General features: G+C 33.0%; 14 protein-coding genes, 1 other RNA gene and 1 riboswitch. Of the genes, 7 read left to right on the top strand and 8 right to left on the bottom strand.

What is annotated here, in order from left to right; all coding sequences use genetic code 11:
• Positions 1-160 precede the first annotated feature (160 nt).
• The 6 genes from IEW40_RS11635 to IEW40_RS11610 all read left to right on the top strand — a co-directional run bounded on the left by IEW40_RS11635 (position 161) and on the right by IEW40_RS11610 (position 5,754).
• Positions 161-1,216, top strand: coding sequence for a fatty acid desaturase (locus tag IEW40_RS11635; RefSeq protein WP_188618272.1), 1,056 nt, complete (start codon positions 161-163; stop codon positions 1,214-1,216).
• A gap of 84 nt (positions 1,217-1,300) precedes the next feature.
• Positions 1,301-2,350 carry a hypothetical protein gene (locus tag IEW40_RS11630; RefSeq protein WP_188618271.1) on the top strand — a complete coding sequence of 350 codons (1,050 nt, stop codon included), beginning with the start codon at positions 1,301-1,303 and terminating at the stop codon, positions 2,348-2,350.
• Between the two features lie 46 nt (positions 2,351-2,396).
• Positions 2,397-2,951: a crossover junction endodeoxyribonuclease RuvC gene (ruvC, locus tag IEW40_RS11625; RefSeq protein ID WP_188618270.1), complete on the top strand. Its 555-nt coding sequence runs from the start codon at positions 2,397-2,399 to the stop codon at positions 2,949-2,951.
• 61 nt (positions 2,952-3,012) lie between these two features.
• Positions 3,013-3,412, top strand: a transfer-messenger RNA (tmRNA) gene (ssrA, locus tag IEW40_RS11620).
• Between the two features lie 72 nt (positions 3,413-3,484).
• Positions 3,485-4,375 (top strand): carbohydrate kinase family protein, encoded by an 891-nt coding sequence (locus tag IEW40_RS11615; protein ID WP_188618269.1) that lies wholly within the window; start codon positions 3,485-3,487, stop codon positions 4,373-4,375.
• Positions 4,376-4,383: 8 nt separating this feature from the next.
• Complete coding sequence (locus IEW40_RS11610; protein WP_188618268.1) at positions 4,384-5,754, top strand: alpha-amylase family glycosyl hydrolase; 1,371 nt, start codon at positions 4,384-4,386, stop codon at positions 5,752-5,754.
• A 34-nt stretch (positions 5,755-5,788) separates the two neighbouring features.
• On the opposite strand, the gene metF is transcribed toward IEW40_RS11610, so the two are convergent.
• The 4 genes from metF to IEW40_RS11590 form a co-directional block, all read right to left on the bottom strand.
• A complete protein-coding gene (metF, locus tag IEW40_RS11605) occupies positions 5,789-6,745 on the bottom strand; it encodes a methylenetetrahydrofolate reductase [NAD(P)H] (RefSeq protein WP_188618267.1) in 957 nt (318 codons plus the stop codon).
• Positions 6,746-6,855: 110 nt separating this feature from the next.
• On the bottom strand, positions 6,856-7,026 hold the full coding sequence (locus IEW40_RS11600) for a hypothetical protein (RefSeq protein ID WP_188618266.1): 171 nt from the start codon (positions 7,024-7,026) through the stop codon (positions 6,856-6,858).
• 107 nt (positions 7,027-7,133) lie between these two features.
• Positions 7,134-9,788: a methionine synthase gene (gene metH, locus IEW40_RS11595; RefSeq protein WP_188618265.1), complete on the bottom strand. Its 2,655-nt coding sequence runs from the start codon at positions 9,786-9,788 to the stop codon at positions 7,134-7,136.
• Between the two features lie 72 nt (positions 9,789-9,860).
• Positions 9,861-10,874, bottom strand: a complete 1,014-nt coding sequence (locus IEW40_RS11590; protein WP_188618264.1) for a homocysteine S-methyltransferase family protein — start codon at positions 10,872-10,874, stop codon at positions 9,861-9,863.
• Between the two features lie 68 nt (positions 10,875-10,942).
• Positions 10,943-11,049, bottom strand: a riboswitch (SAM riboswitch).
• Positions 11,050-11,198: 149 nt separating this feature from the next.
• Between IEW40_RS11590 and IEW40_RS11585 the strand changes: the two genes are divergently transcribed.
• The gene (locus tag IEW40_RS11585) at positions 11,199-13,808 is read left to right on the top strand and encodes an MGH1-like glycoside hydrolase domain-containing protein (protein ID WP_188618263.1); all 2,610 of its coding nucleotides are present in this window, start codon (positions 11,199-11,201) and stop codon (positions 13,806-13,808) included.
• Between the two features lie 33 nt (positions 13,809-13,841).
• Here IEW40_RS11585 and IEW40_RS11580 read toward each other — a convergent pair whose 3' ends face one another.
• The 4 genes from IEW40_RS11580 to IEW40_RS11565 form a co-directional block, all read right to left on the bottom strand.
• A complete protein-coding gene (locus IEW40_RS11580; RefSeq protein WP_373283803.1) occupies positions 13,842-15,176 on the bottom strand; it encodes a DUF58 domain-containing protein in 1,335 nt (444 codons plus the stop codon).
• A gap of 5 nt (positions 15,177-15,181) precedes the next feature.
• On the bottom strand, positions 15,182-16,441 hold the full coding sequence (locus IEW40_RS11575; RefSeq protein ID WP_188618262.1) for a DUF2851 family protein: 1,260 nt from the start codon (positions 16,439-16,441) through the stop codon (positions 15,182-15,184).
• Positions 16,442-16,512: 71 nt separating this feature from the next.
• The gene (gene bshA, locus IEW40_RS11570) at positions 16,513-17,652 is read right to left on the bottom strand and encodes an N-acetyl-alpha-D-glucosaminyl L-malate synthase BshA (protein ID WP_188618261.1); all 1,140 of its coding nucleotides are present in this window, start codon (positions 17,650-17,652) and stop codon (positions 16,513-16,515) included.
• 155 nt (positions 17,653-17,807) lie between these two features.
• A complete protein-coding gene (locus tag IEW40_RS11565) occupies positions 17,808-19,493 on the bottom strand; it encodes a glycoside hydrolase family 3 protein (protein ID WP_188618260.1) in 1,686 nt (561 codons plus the stop codon).
• Positions 19,494-19,506: the final 13 nt, after the last annotated feature.

Below are 19,506 nucleotides of genomic sequence, written 5' to 3'. Positions count from 1 at the left end.
AAACAGCAATTTTGTTTATAGGTTATGAGTCTATCTGTAAATGCTTTTTTAATTGTAATATTTTTAAACAAAGCGAAAATTTTAATAGAGTTTAACAATTATTTTTTGTGATAAATTAAAAATACATCTATATCTTTGACGCGAAGAAAAATATTATGTTATGAATAATGAAAACGAAATTGTAGAGGACCTAAAAAATTGGAAAGAACTCATCAAACCTTATGCGACTCCCGAAGTAAAACTCGCTAGAAAAGAAGTTTGGAAAACCGTTTTACCTTTCGTTTTGCTTTTTATTGCAGCAGCAATTATTTATGAATTTACGTTTTGGGGAGCTATAGGTGTTTGCTTTTTGGCAGGTTTATTTTTGACTAGAGTTTTCATTATTCAACATGATTGTGGGCATCAATCTTTTTTCCCCGATAGAACTAAAAACGACAGAACAGGCTTTATTATGAGTCTCATGACTTGTATTCCGTACAAATATTGGGCACGTTCTCACAATCATCATCACGCTCATCAAGGTCAGTTAGACACCAGAACAATAGGCGATGTAACTTTATTGACGGTGAGAGAGTACAACGAGCTATCTACTTGGGGAAAATTGAAATACAGAATTTATCGTTCTTTACCTGTAATGTTTGTTTTAGGACCTATTTATTACATATTTATTCATAATAGATTTCCTTTTATCAAATTTAATGGTTGGGATAAAGAAAGAAAAGCACTTACTAGAACTAATCTTTATTTATTATTGTTTTTTGCGGTTTTGGGTTTGCTTCTTGGTTTGCCACATCTTGATATTTGGTATGGTTTTAAGAAATTGACGGTTTTATACGTTCCTATTTTGATGACGTTTGCATTTACTGCCATTTGGTTTTTCTATATGCAGCATCAGCATGACCCAAACTATAAAGCTTGGAAACAAGATTGGCAATTTGTTTTAGCCGCTATCAAAGGAAGTTCTTATTATAAATTACCAAAAATTTTCAACTTTTTTACAGGAAACATAGGTTATCATCATATTCATCATTTGGCGCCGAAAGTTCCTTTTTATAAATTGGAAAAATGCAGCAAAGAAAATCCTATTTTTCAGAAATATGTTACCACAATTACATTGCTAAGCAGTATGAAATACGCTTTTTATACGCTTTGGGACGAAGAAAATTACAAAATGATTACCTTCAGACAATTGAAGAAAATTCCAGTTAAAGCATAAAAAAATCAAAACCGTCTTGCTAATGTGAGGCGGTTTTTTTGTATGATTTGACTTTCTTATCTTTGAATCAGGAAAACTAAAAAAATGAAAGACGTAAAAATAGAATTCAGAAAACCGATGTATCCTGTCAATCAAGAACTGATGGATTATTTAGAAAAAAATAATCGTCTTACTAATATTCGGTTCTATTACGATGATCTTTTGCGTTTTTCAGATTATACGCCAGTTCTTGACAAAGAAGGGAAAGATACGCTTTGGCTCAGTGTTTATTATCCAGAATTCGAACACGATGAGATAGAAGCTAACCTTAATAAAATTTATACTTTACTACATTCAGACGGAGATGTAGATGTTTTGCCGTTCTTAAAAGTAGATTCTATACACTTTTGTACGTTTGGGAATTCTAAACCTTTTAGAATTAGAGTAAGAAATATCTTGAATGATAATTACACCAATTTTTACATCAAAAAAGCAGACGCTTCTAGAATTTATGGTTTGGAATTAGAAGAAATTCTATCGCCTAATCGTATAAATTTTCTTTTGTACAAAGATACTTTAATCGAAGAACATATTCTGGGAATTCCGGGAGATGTATTTATAGATCAACATTTAGAGAATTGCAACCCTTTAGAAAAAGCACAAATTGCTAAAGAATTTGTAAAGTTTAATGAGCGCTGTATGATTGGGCTTTTGGGAGATATGCGTTCTTACAATTATGTAATTATTCCTACCCACGATTTTGATCAGGTGGTTTATAGAATTCGCCCAATAGATTTTGACCAACAATGTTATGAAGGGAATCTCAAAATTTATTTGCCTCAATATTTTAAAGAAAACATAAAAATGGTAGAATTGGTGCAAGAAAAGTTGAAACCCAATTCTATAGAGCAATACAAAAAAGAAGTTCGTTCTGCGATTGCCAAAAGAGCAAGTACAGATGGAAGACTAGAACATCTAATTGCTATTATGAAAAAAGATACTATTTCTAAACCAGAAAGTGTAGAAGAATTGAAGACTTCACTATTAAAACTCACCTATAATTCTCAGTTTAAAAGATGCGAAACAATGGGAGAAATCCTAGAAACTGGGCTTAATTTTGTGATGAGAAATTATAGAAATTCAAACATCAGATAGAATAAATTTTTATAGAAATTAATTTCTTTATCTTTAAATTTGTCTCATGCAAACAGAAAAAATCATTTTAGGAATAGACCCAGGAACTGCTGTTATGGGTTTCGGAATCATTTCTGTAGAAAAAGGCAAAATGAAACTCATTGCAATAGACGAACTTATTCTAAAAAAATATCCTAACCACGAAATAAAACTCAAAAAAATATTTGACAGAACATTGGCTTTAATAGACGAATTTCATCCAGATGAAGTAGCGCTAGAAGCTCCGTTTTTTGGCAAAAATGTGCAGTCTATGCTCAAGTTAGGCAGAGCGCAAGGTGTAGCAATGGCAGCTAGCCTTCACCGCGAAGTTCCTATTACAGAATATTCTCCCAAAAAAGTGAAAATGGCAATTACTGGAAATGGTAATGCCAGCAAAGAGCAGGTAGCAGGAATGCTCCAAAATTTACTTGGGTTAAAAGAATTTCCTACCAAATATTTGGATGCATCAGATGGTTTAGCAGTAGCGGTTTGTCATCATTTTAATATGGGTAATGTAGCTTCTGACAAAAATTATACAGGATGGGCAAGTTTCTTGAAACAAAATCCTGATAGAATTAAGTAACTCAAATTTTTTAAATTAATTTTAGGAATAATTTTTGATTATATTTGCATACTCAAAAATTGGGGTTGACTGGTTTCGACAGCAAGACCAATGGGTAAGTAAGCATGCAGAGAACCGTAGCGCGATCTCTTTAATCCCTTGCTACAAAATTTAACTGGCAACGAAGAGTTTGCTCTTGCTGCTTAATCTGAAGCTTAGTAGGATTAGCGTTTTTCCCGAAGTATAGTAAGGAAACAAGATGTCTCTCGAAAGTTCTGTTCTGCGACGTTCGATTAAGAGGCATAGAAAATGCGGAAATAAGTCCCGAAAAACTTCGGTTCGGGAACGAAAACCTTAGAAGATAAGCATAATGTTGGCTGTTTGCTGTCTGCTTTATGACGAATATCAATAGCAAAATAAGCATGTAGAAAGCTTGCGTATTGCTTGTTTGGACGAGGGTTCGAATCCCTCCAACTCCACTGATAATCATATCGTTACAAATATTTTTTGTAACGATTTTTTATTTCATTAACTTTGATGAAATTCTATTTGAAATGAAGCGTGTTTTTATTATCGGAGGTACTACTTTTGATCATATTATTTCTTTGCCTGAGTTCCCTAAGCCCATTCCACAAACTATTCATCAAGCTAATTTTTATGAAACCGCAGGGTCTACTGGCACTGGAAAAGCTTTGGCTCTTACCAAATTAGAGGTGCCCAATTCTTTTTATTCTGTTTTAGGAAATGATACTTTTGGACAAAAAATAATTCAGTTTTTGGACAAAAATAAGGTAGATTTTTTTTATGATTTTGATGATAAAGGAACAGAGAGGCATATCAACCTGATGAATGAAAACGGAGAGAGGATTTCTATTTTTGTGACTCAATCTTCTGAAAATCTAGAGTTTAGCGCAGATTTAATCAATCAAAATATTCAGAATAGCGAGGTAATTGTTCTCAATATTATTTCTTATTGTAAAAATTTTGTGCCTCTTTTGCGAGACGCAAACAAGCCTATTTTTACAGATTTACATGACTATACAGACTCTAATCCTTATCACGAGCCATTTATAGAAGTTTCTGATTATATATTTTTAAGTTCAGATAATTTAGTCGATTATAAAAAAACAATGCAAAATCTAATTCAGAGAGGTAAAGAATTTGTGGTTTGTACTCACGGTAAAAATGGTTCTACCTTACTTACAAAAAATGGAGAGTGGCTAGAGGAACCTGCAATAAAAATAGATGAGATAGTAGATTCTAATGGAGCAGGAGACAACTATTTCTCAGGATTTCTTTTTGGATTTCTACAAGGGAAATCTTTGCAAGATTGTATGAAATTTGGCAGCATTTGTGGAGCAATGTGCATCAGTTCAAAAGAATTGGTTTCTGATAGCCTTAGCTCCGAAAATTTAATTCAATTATATTCAAAATATTATAAATAATTACCATTATGAAAAAAATACTTTTTCTTATTTGGGTGACCATTTTTTCTCAGAACTTGTTTTCTCAAAAAAATGAAACCCAATATATTCCGAAAGAATATGTAGAAATCACGCACCCAGAATGGAGCAAAAATGCAACCATTTACGAAGTAAATGTCCGTCAATACACTCCAGAAGGAACTTTCAAAGCATTTGAAAAACATCTGCCAAGACTCAAAAATATGGGAATTGATATTATTTGGTTGATGCCAATTCACCCAATTGGTGAGAAATACAGAAAAGGAAAATTAGGAAGTTATTACGCCGTAAAAGATTTTAAAGGAATCAATCCAGAATTTGGAAATATGCAAGATTTCAAACATTTGGTAGATGAAATACACAAATTAGGAATGTATGTGATTATAGATTGGGTAGGTAATCATTCTGCTTGGGATAATCCTTTGGCAAAAGAACACCCAGATTGGTACACCAAAAACAGAGATGGAAATTTCCAACCAACTCCGTGGTATGATTGGGATGATGTGATAGATTTTGATTACAACCATCCAGAATTTAGAAAATATATGACAGGAGCGCTCAAGTTTTGGGTAAAAGAAGCCAATATTGATGGTTATAGAGCAGATGTTGCTGGTTTTATTCCTGTAGATTTTTGGGAAAACGCCAGAAAAGAACTAGACGAAATAAAGCCTGTTTTTATGTTAGCAGAGTGGGAAAGTAGAGATTTGTACAAAAAATCTTTTGACATGACTTATTCTTGGACTTTATTTGATAAGTTGAAAGATGCAACTACCCAAAACAAAGGAATTGGCGGTTTGGTAGAATATTTGGCTCACGATGTAGGTTCAGTTCCTAGAAATGCTTATAGAATGCTGTTTACAGACAATCACGATATGAATTCTTGGAACGGAACTCCGCAGAAAAATTTCGGAAAAGGTCTAGAATTATCGATGGTTTTCTGCGGAGTGGTAAACGGAATGCCTTTGGTGTATAGCGGACAAGAAGCAGGGCTTGATAGAAGTTTGAATTTCTTTGACAAAGATTTAATAGATTTCAGTAATTTAAAATACGAAAATTTATACAAAACCTTATTTGATTTAAAGCATAAAAACCAAGCACTTTGGAACGGAAAATATGGTGGAGAAATGGTGAGGGTTGTAAATGATAAACAAGACAAAATCATATCTTTTTATCGTGAGAGTAATGGCGATGCGGTTTTACCAATTTTCAATTTTTCTAATGAAGAAATTACCGTGAAATTAGATACTAAATACTTGCAAGGCAATTACACAGAACTTTTTAGCAAAGAAAAAACGGTCTTGAAAGATTCTTACACTTTACAGTTAAAACCTTGGGAATATAAGATTTGGGTTAAAAATTAAAACAAAAAATCACCGAAATTTCGGTGATTTTTTTTTAGAAAATTTCTTTAGCTATTTTGTAAATATTATCACTTTTCCCCATAGAATAGTAATGCAAAACTGGCACCCCAAAATCCAGTAATTCTTTACTCTGTTGTATCGCCCATTCTATTCCTACCTGTCTTACTTCGGTGGTTGTTTTACATTTTTGAACTTCATTAATCAAAGCTTCAGGCAAATCAATTCTAAAAATCTGAGGTAAAATCTGCAAATGACTTTTCGTAGCAATCGGTTTAATTCCTGGGATAATCGGAACTTCTATTCCCATGGCACGAACTTGTTTTACAAAATCAAAAAACTTTTGATTGTCAAAAAACATTTGTGTTACGATATAATCTGCGCCATTTTCTACTTTTTGTTTCAGCATTTGCAAGTCATAATTCAAACTTGGAGCTTCTAGATGTTTCTCAGGATAACCAGCTACGCCAATACAAAAATCCATATTTTCGGCAACTTCTATTTCTTCGTGAAGGAATTTCCCAGAGTTCAAATCCTTAATTTGCTTCACCAAATCAGACGCAAAAGGATGTCCTTCGCTGTGCGCTTTAAAATACGGTTCATCTTTTCTAGAATCTCCACGCAAAGCCATAATATTCTGAATGCCAAGATATTGGCATTCAATCAAAGCGTATTCTGTTTCTTCTTTATTAAAACCTCCACACAAGATATGAGGCACCGTATCTACACCATATTTATGTTGAAGAGAAGCACAAATTCCTATTGTTCCGGGGCGTTTTCTGGTGATTTTTTTCTCAAAAAGTCCGTTTTCTTTTTCTATAAAAATATATTCTTCTCTAGAAGTGGTTACGTCTATAAAAGGAGGTTTAAACTCCATCAGAGGATCTATATTTTTGTACAAATCATTTATGCTAGACCCTTTTTGCGGCGGAATTACCTCAAAAGAAAATAGCGCTTTTCCGTTGGCGTTTTGTATGTGTTCTGTAATTTTCATTTGTCCTTGCGAGGAACGAAGCAATCCGTTCCTATTTCTTATATTTTTATTATTTTAAATTTATTTTGGGCGTGTTTTGTAAAAAATCCAAGGCTAAATCCGAGTGTTTTTTACAAAACCGCGCTTTCCGTTACAATCTTTTTTTGCCAAAACTTTTCCCAAGCAAAAAAAGGATTTCCACTGCAATCGCTCACGCGAAATGATAGTGCTATAAATTTATGTTTTTTATATTGCGCTCCTACGGAGCGCCCTTTTCTACGCTTTATTTTTTCTACAAACATTTTGTTCCTACGGAACAATTTTTATCATATGAAAAATCAACTTTTTTGTTTTTTTGAAAAACTGAAATTTCTTCAATAAAATCTTTTGCTGCTTTTGCTGTTAAAAATTAATCCGCCAAATTCGGGCTCAGCCATTTTCTCGCGAACTCTAAATCTATATTTTTTCTTTCGGCGTAATCTTTCAATTGGTCTTCTGCAATTTTCCCTACCCCAAAATATTTCGCTTTAGGATTGGCAAAATAATACCCAGAAACCGAAGCAGTAGGAAACATTGCCAAACTGTCCGTCAATTCTAAACCAATATTTTCTTTCACTTTTAGTAAATCCCAAATTGTGGTTTTTTCCAAATGATCCGGACAAGCAGGATAACCAGGAGCAGGACGAATTCCTACATATTTTTCTGCAATTAAATCGTCGTTTTCTAAATTTTCATCGTTAGAATATGCCCAAATTTCCGTTCTTACTTTTTTGTGCAAAAATTCTGCAAAAGCTTCTGCGAATCTATCTGCTATAGCTTTTACCATAATGGCATTGTAATCATCGTGTTCTGCTTCATATTGTTGGGCCAATTCATCAGTTCCAAAACCTGTTGTCACCGCAAAAACACCGATGTAATCTTGCTTTCCTGAAGTTTTAGGCGCAATAAAATCGCTCAAAGCTAAATATTCTTTACCTTCCGATTTTTTGTGTTGTTGACGAAGCGTTCTGAAAGTGAATGTTTCTTCACCATTTTTCAGTTCAATATCATCTTGCTCATTAGAATTTGCAGGAAAAATCCCGAAAATTGCTTTTGCGGTCAAAAGTTTTTCATCTACAATTTTTTGAAGCATTTTTTGAGCATCCGCAAAAAGTTCAGTTGCTTGTTCGCCTACCACTTCATCTTTTAAAATTTGTGGATATTTACCAAATAAATCCCAACTTCTAAAAAACGGGCTCCAATCGATATAAGGAATTAATTCTTCTAAATTTTGATTTTCAATTATTTGAACACCTAAATTTTTCGGTTTTACAATTTCTTCGTTTTCCCAATCAATCTTAAATTTCTTATTTCTCGCTTCTTCAATCGAAATATATTCTTTATCAACTTGTCTATTCAAAAATTTCTCACGGAAATCTGCATAATCGGTTTTCAATTCCGAAACGTATTCTGCATTTCTATTGCTCAACAAAGAACTCACTACTCCAACTGCTCTGGAAGCATCGTTTACGTGAATTACCGCATTTTTATATTTTGGATCAATTTTTACCGCAGTGTGCGCTTTAGAAGTTGTTGCACCACCAATCATCAACGGAAAATCTAAATTTCTGCGTTCTAATTCATTGGCAATATGCACCATTTCGTCTAAACTTGGCGTAATTAAACCACTCAAACCAATCACATCTACTTTTTCATCAATCGCAGTTTGAATAATTTTTTCGGCAGGAACCATCACTCCTAAATCTACAATTTCGTAATTGTTACAACCCAAAACCACGCTCACAATATTTTTACCAATATCGTGAACATCGCCTTTTACAGTTGCCATTAATACTTTTCCGTTAGCTTTTTGAGCAGAATCTTTTTCAGCTTCAATGAAAGGTTGAAGATAAGCAACCGCTTTTTTCATCACTCTCGCAGATTTTACTACCTGTGGTAAAAACATTTTTCCGCTTCCAAATAAATCTCCAACAACGCTCATTCCTGTCATTAAGTTTCCTTCAATAACATCTAAAGGTTTTGCAGAGACTTTTCGAGCTTCTTCTACATCTTCTTCTATAAAACGGTCAATTCCTTTCACCAAAGAATGCGTAATTCTATCTTGCAAAGGCAGATTTCTCCATTCTAGATTTTCTACAATTTCTTTTTTTACAGACTTATGTTTTTCGGAATAATCTAGTAATCTTTCGGTAGCATCGTCTCTTCTGTCAAGCATTACATCTTCTACCAATTCTAATAATTCTTTCGGAATCTCGTCATAAACTTCTAGCATTGCAGGATTTACGATTCCCATATTCATTCCGTTTTTAATGGCGTGATACAAGAAAACCGAGTGCATTGCTTCTCTCACCGAATCATTTCCTCTAAATGAAAAAGAAACATTAGAAACGCCACCCGAAACCGAAACGTAAGGCAAGTTTTCTCGAACCCATTTTGTTGCATTGATGAAATCTAAAGCGTTTCTACGGTGTTCTTCCATACCTGTAGCAACTGGGAAAATATTCAAATCGAAAATAATATCTTCGGCAGGAAATTTTACAATTTCTGTCAAAATTTGGTAACTTCTTTTACAAATTTCGATTCTACGTTCGTAATTATCAGCTTGTCCGATTTCGTCGAAAGCCATTACAATTACCGCAGCTCCGTATCTTTTTATCGCTTTTGCTTGTCTGATAAATTCTTCTTCTCCACCTTTTAAACTGATGGAATTGACCACGCATTTTCCTTGAACTACTTGTAAACCAGCTTCCAAAATTTCCCATTTTGAAGAATCTATCATAATCGGAATTCTGGCAATATCGGGTTCGGAAGCAATGAGATTAAGGAATTTAACCATACAGTATTTTCCATCAAGCAATCCATCATCGAAGTTAACATCCAAAATTTGTGCGCCACCTTCTACTTGATGTCTTGCAATATCCAATGCTTCGGAAAATTTTTCTTCTTTAATCAATCGAAGAAATTTCTTAGAGCCTGCAACATTGGTTCGCTCTCCAACATTAATAAAATTGGATTCTGGAGTTATAATTAAAGGTTCTAGACCTGAAAGTTTTAAATATTTCATATTTTTAATGAGGTAATTTGCTAATGAGGTAATTTTGGAATGTTTTGAGTGAATTATCACATTATCTCATCCTCAAATAACCAAATTGATTTTTCTTGGTTGATAATTTTTCACCAATTCTGCAATTGCTTTTATGTGGTCTGGTGTAGTTCCGCAACAACCACCAATAATGTTAATCAATCCTTTTTCTGCATATTCTCTGATTTGTTCTGCCATAACTTCTGGCGTTTCATCATAATGTCCAAAAGCATTTGGTAAACCTGCATTAGGATAAGCAGAGACAAAAAATTCTGATTGATTAGAAATCGTTTCTAAATACGGTGTTAATTGTTTTGCACCCAAAGCACAATTAAAACCAACGCTCAACAAATTAAGATGCGAAACAGAAACCAAAAATGCTTCCGCAGTTTGTCCGCTCAATGTTCTTCCAGAAGCATCTGTAATGGTTCCAGAAACCATAATTGGGATTTTTATATTTCTTTCTTCCTGAATTTCATCAATGGCAAAAAGTGCGGCTTTTGCATTTAAAGTATCAAAAATAGTTTCTACCAAAAGTAAATCTGCACCACCATCTAGCAATGCTTCGCATTGTTGTTTGTAGGCAATTCTTAATTCATCGAAAGTAATCGCACGATAACCAGGATCATTAACATCTGGCGAAAGAGAAGCTGTCTTGTTAGTTGGACCAATAGAACCTGCAACAAATCTCGGTTTTTCAGGATTTAGAGCGGTAAACTCATCGCAAACTTTTCTCGCAATTTTAGCAGATTCATAGTTGAGGTCATAGACCAATTCTTCCATATGATAATCTGCCATTGCAATGGTAGTTGCAGAAAATGTGTTGGTTTCTATAATGTCTGCACCAGCTTCTAGATATTTTTTGTGAACTTCTGCTATAGCGCGTGGTTGTGTAAGAGAAAGCAAATCATTATTACCTTTTACAGGAGATTTCCAATCTTTAAATCTTTCGCCACGGTAATCTTCCTCCTCAAATTTGTAACGCTGAAGCATGGTTCCCATAGCTCCGTCTAACACAAGAATTCTTTTATTAAGAGCTTCGTAAAGCTGTTGAGTTCTAGAGTTCATTTTATTAATATATTTTTTGAAATGTTAAAAAGAAATTCTGTGTAGAAATTTCAACTTTTAGAATAACAGGGTTATCTATCCAAAAATTAGGTAGAATGCAGCACCTTTCTTATTCTAAAACAAGAGGTTGCTAAAGTTTCATAGGGTCTATTCCCTCCACTTTTCTTGATAACATTTCGAGATTTTTATAAGAACAATTTTTTGCAAAACTATTGCATTTTTTCCACATTTGAAAATTGGTTTTTTAAAATTAATGGAGACGAAATACTCATTTTTTTATTTTTTTCTACCTTCGTATTTAGATTTAATGAAAAATAGAAGATTATGGAAGCAGAAAAATTAAGATTACAAGATATAAATTACAGAAATTGGGGACCTTACGTTAGCAATAGACAATGGGGAAATGTAAGAGAAGACTATAGTGCTGATGGTAATACTTGGGAAGCTACAGGTCATGATGATGCTGAGGCTAGAGCTTACAGATGGGCAGAAGAAGGTATCGCTGGGATTTCAGATGAAGACCAACAATTGTGTTTCGCTTTTTCTTTTTGGAACAAAAAGGATAAAATGGTTAAAGAAAGATTCTTTGGGCTAAGCAATTACCAAGGAAATCACGGAGAAGACATCAAAGAAGTTTTTTACTATTTAGACAATACGCCTACGCATAGTTATATGAAAATGGTGTATAAATATCCACAGAATCCTTTTCCTTATGAAGATTTAATCAACACCAATGCCCAGAGAAGTAATAAAGAGCAAGAATATGAGCTTATAGACACCGGCGTTTTTGATAAAGATGAGTATTTTGATATTTTTATAGAATATGCCAAAATTCATCACGATGATATTTTAATTCGAGTTTCGGTTACCAATAGAAATTCTGTAAAAGCACCATTGGTCATTCTTCCTACACTTTGGTACAGAAATAACTGGAGCTGGGGATACAATTTTTATAAACCGTATTTAACTACAAACCACAGAGGCCAGATTGATGTAGAGCACAATAGATTAGATGTAAAAAAATTATATTCTAGAGAAAAAGACGTCAAGATTCTTTTTTGCGAAAATGAGACCAATACCGAAAAACTCTATGGAAAAAAATCTGGTAGTAAATACTTTAAAGATGGCATTAATAACCATGTAATACATAAAAAAAACACTGTAAATCCGAAAAAATTTGGAACCAAGGCTGCATTTCTCATCGATACTGAATTAGAAGCAGGAGAAACTAAGACATTTGATTTCAGACTGTCTCCTCATAAAATGGAAAATGCTTTTTTTGATTTTGATGAGGTTTTTGAATTGAGAAAGAAAGAAGCAGATGAATTTTATACAGAAATTCAAAAAGATATTACTGATGAAGACGAAAAAAACGTGCAAAGACAAGCTTTTGCTGGTTTACTTTGGAACAAACAGTTTTATCATTATAATGTAGGAAAATGGTTAAAAGGCGACCCAAATTTTCCTGTTCAAAGAAATTTTGACCATTTTGTGAGAAATACAGAATGGAAACACATGCACAATAAAGACATCATTTCTATGCCAGATAAATGGGAATATCCATGGTTTGCAACTTGGGATTTGGCTTTTCATTGTGTAAGTTTTAGTATTCTAGACCCTGATTTTGCTAAAAATCAATTGCAATTATTGACCAAAGAATGGTATATGCATCCAAACGGTCAATTACCAGCCTATGAATGGGATTTTTCTGATGTTAATCCTCCGGTTCACGCTTGGAGTACCTTTCGAGTTTTTAAAATTGATGAAAAAATTAAAGGAAAACCAGATTTAGCATTTTTAGAAAGTGTTTTTCAAAAATTGTTACTGAATTTTACTTGGTGGGTCAACAGAAAAGATAAAAATGGGAATAATGTTTTTGGTGGAGGTTTCCTTGGTTTAGATAACATTGGCGCATTCGACCGAAATACACAGTTTCAAAATGGTGAATATCTAGAACAAGCAGACGGAACTTCTTGGATGGCCATGTTTGCTCTTAATATGATGAGAATTGCCATGGAATTGGCACTTTACAATCCCGTTTACGAAGACATGGCGATTAAGTTTTTTGAGCATTATCTCTATATAGCAGAAGCGATGGAGAATTTAGGTGAGGATAAAAGCGGACTTTGGAATGAAGAAGACGGATTCTTTTATGATGTTTTACAGTTGAATGACGGTACAGGTATTTCTTTGAAATTAAGAAGTATTGTAGGTCTTATTCCTCTTTTTGCGGTAGAAGTCATAGAGCACGAAATGCTAGAAAAATTACCAAAATTTAAGAAAAGAATGGACTGGATTCTTAAAAATAAAAAAGAATTGGCAAATCTAGTTTCTCATTGGGAAATGGAAGGTAAAGGTAGAAAGCACCTCATGAGTATCTTAAGAAAAACCAGATTGAAAAAAATATTAAATAGAATGCTAGACGAAAAAGAATTTTTAAGTGAATTCGGGATTCGTTCTATGTCTAAAATTTATGAAGAAACTCCTTTTCAATTAGAAATTAATGGCGAAAATCACGTGGTGCACTACACACCAGCAGAAAGTGACAGTAGAATGTTTGGTGGTAATAGCAATTGGCGAGGCCCAATTTGGTTCCCAATCAATTTCTTGATTGTAGAAAGTTTACAACGTTTCTATTTTTATTATGATAACAGTCTAAAAGTAGAGTTTCCTACGGGGAGTAATCAGTATAAAAATTTAAATGAAGTAGCTGAAAATCTTAGCAGAAGGCTATCTAACATTTTCCTTAAAAACAAAGAAGGAAAAAGAGCTTTTAACGGAAATGTAAATAAATTTAATGAAGACGAACATTTCAAAAATTACATCATGTTCTACGAATATTTCCATGGTGACAACGGTCGAGGAGTTGGTGCTTCTCACCAAACTGGCTGGACTTCTACAGTCGCAAAACTCATTAATCCTAGAATGAAATAATAGAATTACGTATCTAAAAACGAAGCGAGAGGTTTACAAAATTCCTCTCGCTTTTATTTCTAAATATTTGTTGATGACTTCGATATTCAAATTTTCTGGAAGAGTATAAATAGAATAAATACCGTGTTTTCTGAGTTCTTGAATGATGAGTTTTTTCTCCATTTCAAATTTCTCAGCAATTATCTCATCATACACTTCTTGCATATTGTCAGGATTTTTCCCTACCAATTGCGCCACTTCAGAATTTTTAAAAAAAACCACTACCAAAAGGTGATTTTTGGCAATTCCTCTCAAGTATTTCATTTGACGATTTACAGCGTCTAAAGTTTCAAAATTGGTAAAAAGCAATATCAAACTTCTTTGGTTAATACTGAATTTCACATCTTGATACAATCTGCTGAAATCGCTTTCGTAGAAATTGGTTTTGATGTTATAAAGAGCTTCTGCTATTTTTTTGAGCTGTCCACTTTTGTTTTCAGCAGCGATTTTATTTTCTGTTTTTTTAGAAAAAGTCATCATCCCTGCTTTGTCTGATTTTTTGAGAATAATATGACTAAGCGCCATCGCAGAATTTATAGAATAATCCAGCAAACTCAGTCCATTGAAAGGCATTTGCATCGTTCTGCCTTTATCAATAATCATATAAATTCTTTGTGATTTTTCGTCTTGAAATTGGTTGACCATCAGTTGATTTCGTTTAGAAGTGGCCTTCCAATTAATGGTTCTTACATCATCACCGGGAACATATTCTTTAATTTGTTCAAATTCCATGGTATGTCCCAATCTTCGGATTTTTTTAATTCCGCCCATCATAAATTCATTATTCAGCGCCATCAATTCATACTTTCTAAGATGAATGAATGAGGGATAACAAGCCAGATTTTCATCTTTTTGAAAAATCAATTTTCTGGAAATCAAGCCAATGGGCGAACTTACAAACACATTCAAACTTCCAAAAGAATACTCGCCGCGTTCTTTCGGCTCTAGATGATATTGAAAAAAAGTATTTTTACCAGATTCTATTAATTTTTCAATCAAAAAATCGCGTTTTTGAAACTGAAAAGGAATTTCGTCGATAATTTTTGTTTTAATATTAAAGCTGTAAAGGTTTTTAATATCAATTTTCACGAAATTTTCATCACCGTTTGAGAATTTTTCAGGTAAAATTCTTTGTGCTTTTATCGGATTTCTATTGATAAAAAGCAACAAAATATCTACAAAACTGAGAAGTAATAAAATCATCAGCATTCCAAAAGCCAAATTCATCAAAATAGGAAAGAAAAATGCCAAAATATAAACCACCGCAACTGCAAATGCGGCATAAAAAACTCTGTTGTTGAGGTATAAACTCCTGAAAATTTTCTTCAAAATGGTTAAGATTTAAGGATTTGGAAACCGATACTGCAATTTAGACAATTTTTTTCAGAACAAAAATGTTTATGATGAAAAAGAAATGCTTGTGTTTCTAACGCAGAATTCAGTTTTGCGCCTCGTTTTTTCCATTGAGAAATAACCGAATTTTTTTCGGGTTTTAGATTTTTATAAAATTCTAAAACTTGTTCTGTTTTTTCAGGATTTAAGTTTTTATAATAAGTGTAAATTATTGGTAAAACTGCATTAATAAGGAGTATTTCTACGAAATCATCAGATAAAAATTTCTCGGTTTTCTCTTCTGAACTTTTCTCGAAAGTATAATGGTTTTCCCAAAATTCTGAAGTTTTTATGTTTTCAAAATAGGATTTTAATTCTTTGATATTTTTAGAATTAATGATTTTTGAAAATAAATTAGGCTGAAGATGATACAAATTGGCCAATTGCGAAAGTCGAATGGTTGGAAATGAAGGTGGCATTAACCTTAAAAATTTAACAGGAAAAACTTGATCAGAAATGTGAAATTTGGTTTTTATAAATTCAAATTCTTTTTTCCATTTTTTGTTGATTTCGGTTTCATTTTCTAGTAAATTTCCTTTCCCGAAGAGCAAACTTTCTAATTGAAATTGATTTTGCGAAATTTTTTGAATAGTTTTAAAATCAATATTTTCTGTAATGTTTTGATAAATTTCAGCATTTACTTTCAATCCAAAACTATAGGCCAGTTTTTGAAACAAAACCGATTCGTAGTTATTCTTAGATTTGGCGAGTAGATTTTCAATTTCTATAGATTTTTCATCTAGTTTTTTAAGCAAAGTTTCTTCAGAAAAAAGAAAAGGAATTTTATTGGGCTCAAAAATACTTTCACAAGGGATGAATTCAAAATGATTTTCTAAAGATTGGTATTTTGCTAAAATTTTATCATCAATATAATCTTTCAGTTCCAATGTGGGAATTCCAGCATTTTTAAGCTCCAAAACATCTACATCATTGAAATAGACAGCATGTAGAATCACAGATTGATAATCTTTTTGCGTGTTGTGATGATGAAAATACCAATCCGAAGATTTCACGTGAATTTCTATATTTCCCGCTAATGTGATGTTTTTAGTTTTAATTTTTGCCAATGAAAAATCAGGGCCAGAATTCTTATTAAACTTGCCAAAATCTAGAATTTCCAAAGGATTACCTTCAGAATCTTTAAAGTCAAATTTTGAAAATATTTTATATTTCCACAAATATTGGAGTAAATTTTCGTTCATGGTTAGTTAGTTTTTTATTTCACGCAATGATATTGATTTTTAAAGCCTTATCAACTTCGAAATTGAAATTTTCAACTTATTGCATGGAATTTTTCTAGCGTTTCTTCATACATTTTTTCATAGATAGGAAGTATATTAACCAAGTCAAATTCTAAAGCTCTGGCCTTTGCATTTTTCTTGATTTGAGCCAACAATTTATTGTCTGAAAGCAATTTTATGGCATAACTCGCCATGGCTTCTACATTGCCAACTTCGGCCAAAAATCCGGTTTCACCTTGTACATTTACTTCCGGAATTCCGCCTGCATTACTCGAAATAACGGGAGTTTCTGCGGCCATAGCTTCTAAGGCTGCCAAACCAAAACTTTCTTGTTCGGAAGGTAACAAAAAGACATCTGCAAACTTTAAAATTTGGTATAAGTTGTCAACTTTTCCCAGTAATTTTATTTTATTGATGAGTTCTGGGTTTTTATTGATGAACTCGTGAACTAATTCTACATCTGGACCATCACCTAAAATTAGAAGTTTAGATTTTACTGATTTTTCTACTTTTTTGAAAATATCTAAAACATCTTGAATTCTCTTTACTGGTCGTAGATTGGAAACGTGTATTAGAATTTTTTCGTCAGGTGCAGCAAAATGATGTCTTTCGCAACAAGGCAAGTCTTCAAATTCTTTGTTGTCTATAAAATTGGTGATGACTTCTATTTCTTTTGTAATTTGAAAAAATTTTAAAGTATCACGCTTCAAACTTTCTGAAACGGTAGTTATTTTATCAGAATGATTGATAGAAAACTCTACGGCGTGTTTGTAACTTGGGTGTTGCCCCACTAAAGTAATATCTGTTCCGTGAAGTGTGGTAACTAACGGAATATCAGCGTTTTCTTCTTTTAACATTTGTTTAGCAAAAAACGCAGCATAAGCATAAGGAATGGCGTAATGTGCGTGTAAAATATCTAATTTATACAATTTCACCACTTGATAAATGGTGGATGAAAGTGCAATGTCAAACGGTTGGTGTTTAAATAAAGGATACGTTTGTACATTTACCTTATGAAAGAAAATGTTAGGGTCTGTCATGTCTAATCTTGCGGGCAATTCAGAAGATATGAAGTGTACTTCATACCCTTTTTTGGCAAGAGACATTCCGAGTTCGGTGGCTACAATTCCGCTACCACCGTATGTTGGGTAACAAAGGATTCCTATTTTCATATTATTGCGAGTGAAACGAAGTTATTCGTTTCTGTTTTTAAATTATAATTTTTATGGTTTGTTTGTCATGCTGAAGCATCTCTACAAAATTATTTAGATTTCTTCGGAATGACAAAGATGGCGTTTTAAATATAAGTTTTTCTTTTGTTGTTAAATTATTTCTCAATTCCGCTCCCTGCTTTTAAATTTTCATTGACAATTACAGGCAATTTTCCAGAAATTTTTGTTTTTCCTAAAAGCGCTTTTGCAGACGCTTTCATCGATAAATCATTGTTTTCATAACTTGCCAAAACCGTAGAAATTTTAGTGATATCAATATCTTTCAAAGCGTAAGGCGAACCAAAAACATTTAAAATTACGTTTTGTTTTTTGCTTAATTCTGTTAAAATATTTTTACTTTCTAGAGAAATTTTATAAGGTTTATACGCTGTAGAATTGTCCTTATGAAGCCCAACAATTACTGTAGAATTTTCAGGAATTAGAGAAATTTCTTCTTTTGAAATTAAGTTAAGGGTTGTTCCGAAATTTAAATTTTCTACAAAAGTCTGGAATGGAGCTTCTTCTAATGGAAGGTAATAATAGGTTTTACTACAACTTAAAGGCAAAAGATTTTTTTCGTCTTTCAACAAAGTAATTGCATTGGCATATAATTTTTCTGAAATTTCGGCGTGCGATGCGTTGTTTAAATCTTCTTTAATGTTTTGAGGATTAATAGGTTTTAAATCTTGAAGTCCAAGTAAAAATTTGGTTTTCAAAATTTTCTTTACACTTTCTGCCAAACGATTTTCGGAGATTTCACCTTTTTCTATTGCTGATTTTATCAACGCTTTTCCGTTCGGAACGTCTTGTGAAAAAAGCATGATGTCATTTCCCGCTTTGAAAGCCCTCAAATCTAATTCACCCGCAGGAAACTTCTTCGCAACTGCATTCATATTCAAAGCATCGGTAATTATTAAACCGTTGTAATGATAAGTGTTTTTGAGTAAATTGGTGATGATTTCATAAGAAACAGAAGCAGGAACTCCTGATTTTTTTTCAAGAGTAGGAACATATAAATGCGCCACCATAACCCCGCCAATTTTTTTATCCAAAAGTTCTTTAAATGGCGCTAATTCTACATTATTTAACCTTGCTAAATTATGAGAAACTACGGGTAAATCTAAATGGGAATCTGTATTGGTGTCTCCATGTCCTGGGAAATGTTTCATAGAAGCGAGAACGCCATTGTCTTGCAAACCTTGTGCATAAGCTAAAGCTTTAGCAATAACATTATTGACATCTGAGCCAAAACTTCTGTTGCCAATAATAGGATTTTCAGGATTGGTATTCACATCTACAACTGGCGCAAAATCCCAATAAATGCCCATTTTTTTGCAATCTTGGGCTATTTTAGATGTCATTTCATAGATTAATGAATTGTCTTGAATAGCGCCTAAAGTCATGGCCCAAGGAAATTTATGAGCCGCTGGAAACCTCTGGAAAAGTCCCCATTCTCCATCGATGCCAATCATCATTTTAACTCTAGACATCGCTTGAAATTCATTGAGTAGAGTGATGTGTTTTTCGGGATCATCTTGCATTAGAATCAATCCTCCAATTTTTTCTTTTTCAACCAGATTTCTAATTTTCTGAATTTCTTCTTCGCCTCGGTTATTGTACAAAGCTACAATGTATAGCTGTCCAATTTTTTCGTCTAAAGACAATTGCTGATAGATAGAATCTGCATATTTTTCGGCTTTTTGGTTGAGCTTTTTGTTTCCATTTTTCGGGAAATACTGTGCTGAAACGTTAGCGAAAAATAAGATGAGGATGTAAGAAAATATATTTTTGATGAATTTCATAAAAGCAATGTTA

Source organism: Cloacibacterium rupense, from assembly GCF_014645495.1.
Classification (GTDB): Bacteria; Bacteroidota; Bacteroidia; order Flavobacteriales; family Weeksellaceae; genus Cloacibacterium; species Cloacibacterium rupense.
The sequence above is the reverse complement of the archived record's forward strand: the minus strand, read 5'-3'. Positions and strand labels throughout refer to the sequence as shown.

What these genes read in the sequence shown, in the direction of transcription:
- IEW40_RS11635 (WP_188618272.1), top strand. Translation starts at nt 161, where the DNA reads ATGAATAATGAAAACGAAATTGTAGAGGACCTAAAAAATTGGAAAGAA.
- IEW40_RS11630 (WP_188618271.1), top strand. Translation starts at nt 1,301, where the DNA reads ATGAAAGACGTAAAAATAGAATTCAGAAAACCGATGTATCCTGTCAAT.
- ruvC (WP_188618270.1), top strand. Translation starts at nt 2,397, where the DNA reads ATGCAAACAGAAAAAATCATTTTAGGAATAGACCCAGGAACTGCTGTT.
- IEW40_RS11615 (WP_188618269.1), top strand. Translation starts at nt 3,485, where the DNA reads ATGAAGCGTGTTTTTATTATCGGAGGTACTACTTTTGATCATATTATT.
- IEW40_RS11610 (WP_188618268.1), top strand. Translation starts at nt 4,384, where the DNA reads ATGAAAAAAATACTTTTTCTTATTTGGGTGACCATTTTTTCTCAGAAC.
- metF (WP_188618267.1), bottom strand. Translation starts at nt 6,745, where the DNA reads ATGAAAATTACAGAACACATACAAAACGCCAACGGAAAAGCGCTATTT.
- IEW40_RS11600 (WP_188618266.1), bottom strand. Translation starts at nt 7,026, where the DNA reads ATGTTTGTAGAAAAAATAAAGCGTAGAAAAGGGCGCTCCGTAGGAGCG.
- metH (WP_188618265.1), bottom strand. Translation starts at nt 9,788, where the DNA reads ATGAAATATTTAAAACTTTCAGGTCTAGAACCTTTAATTATAACTCCA.
- IEW40_RS11590 (WP_188618264.1), bottom strand. Translation starts at nt 10,874, where the DNA reads ATGAACTCTAGAACTCAACAGCTTTACGAAGCTCTTAATAAAAGAATT.
- IEW40_RS11585 (WP_188618263.1), top strand. Translation starts at nt 11,199, where the DNA reads ATGGAAGCAGAAAAATTAAGATTACAAGATATAAATTACAGAAATTGG.
- IEW40_RS11575 (WP_188618262.1), bottom strand. Translation starts at nt 16,441, where the DNA reads ATGAACGAAAATTTACTCCAATATTTGTGGAAATATAAAATATTTTCA.
- bshA (WP_188618261.1), bottom strand. Translation starts at nt 17,652, where the DNA reads ATGAAAATAGGAATCCTTTGTTACCCAACATACGGTGGTAGCGGAATT.
- IEW40_RS11565 (WP_188618260.1), bottom strand. Translation starts at nt 19,493, where the DNA reads ATGAAATTCATCAAAAATATATTTTCTTACATCCTCATCTTATTTTTC.